The sequence below is a fragment of the Candidatus Hakubella thermalkaliphila genome, from assembly GCF_013281975.1.
GTDB classification, from domain to species: Bacteria; Actinomycetota; Humimicrobiia; order Hakubellales; family Hakubellaceae; genus Hakubella; species Hakubella thermalkaliphila.
The window spans coordinates 1-1,500 of the sequence record NZ_BLRZ01000237.1 but is presented as its reverse complement, the minus strand read 5'-3'; the positions used below and the strand labels follow the sequence as shown (position 1 = coordinate 1,500).

The 1,500-nt window shown below is 51.3% G+C and carries 1 pseudogene; it reads left to right on the top strand.

Features of this window, described 5'->3' with window-relative positions:
* Positions 1–677: 677 nt before the first annotated feature.
* Positions 678–1,500: pseudogene (locus HW443_RS11175) on the top strand (hypothetical protein); the annotation flags it as partial.

The following is a 1,500-nucleotide window of genomic DNA, read 5'->3' as shown; positions in this document are numbered from 1 at the left end:
ACGGTCAGAAAAGAAACCCTAGCTCGTTAAAAAGGTCGAGTTTTTAGACAACTTCTCAACTGGAAATAGGAAGTTATAGTTACTGTAGAATTGAAAAGGGGACTACTCTATCCCCCAGCAGACCGCGAAGGACATCAGCAAAACTCTTTTTGCCGGCATGGTCAGAGAAACTTCCATCATGGCATTCGTAGAGTCGTCCTTCTGGGTCCAGGGAACTTACTCCATTAAGCTCCAGGAGATGTCCATGGTGATGAGAGGGAGAAAGTGGTGTCCGAGAGGGGACTTGAACCCCTACAGGCTATGCGCCCACAAGGCCCTCAACCTGCTATGGTCATTTTATGGTCTTAGCTGGTAGTGCACGATATTGCCTCTGATTAGGGAAAACCATGGAGCACACTTTACCGTATTGTACCTTATTACATGGTATTTTGGCTAGTTTTAGTAGCAGTACAGTAGCTTATAAGAGTAGTAGGTGCCCACAAGGTTCTTTGTCCCTAAGAGATTAGTATTTGCCTATAGTGGGTGGCCTTCTCATAGAAGAGCCTCTCCCAGGGGAAAGCCAGAGCTAAAACACCTGTCCAAAAACTCTTGACATTTTATGAGGTTGTGGTAACCTCGGCTCGTCCAGGGATATTTATAGACCCCACTGTCAATTAGTTAAAGAGGAGGAGAGACCAATGAAAACCATATCTTACCTGACCCTAGTTCTGGTAGTGCTGGTAGCCACTATCCTGCCTTTGGGAGGGACTGTAGCTAAAGCCAAGGGGCCGGAGCGCTATGATATGACCTGGAATTACGGCGGGCTTTCCGATGTATTTGAGGGCAGCACTTTCCGCCCCGGGGCAACATTTACGGTAAGGCTGGGGGTAACCAACCAAGGCAATTTCACCTGGAATGCCAAGGACCACCAGCACCCCCACCATATCCATCTATCTTATCGCTGGTATGACCACAAAGGGAACTTAGTCCAGCGGGACGGACTACGCTCGCACTTCCCCAGAGACGTGGCCCCCGGGGTAAAGCTCCACCACTTCTTTGACCCGGTAGAAGTAACCGTTAAGGTCCCCAAGTCTGGCTTCCCGCCAGCTGGGCCCGGCCCCTATGACTATAATGCTATGATTTGCTTTGACCTGGTGAGGGAAGGAGTGACCTGGTTTTCTTGGGTAGGAGCTTCTCCCCTATGTTTTAGCACCAAGGTGGAGAAAGCCCCGGAACCACCCCGCTATTCCGCCGTCTACAATGACCATAACTCCACTCCTTCCATTATGGCCGCCGGCTCTAAGGCCAGCTTTAACTTCGGGGTCCAAAATACCGGTGCAGCCACCTGGAACAGAGGCGGGTCTAACCCAGTACATATCTCCTACCACTGGTATGACCGTCGGGGGAGGGTGGTGGTCTGGGACGGCCTGCGGACCAAACTGCCTAAAGACGTAGCTCCGGGGGAAGGCTCGGGTACCTTCACCATCACCATTAAGGCTCCTTCCACCCCAGGCACCTACA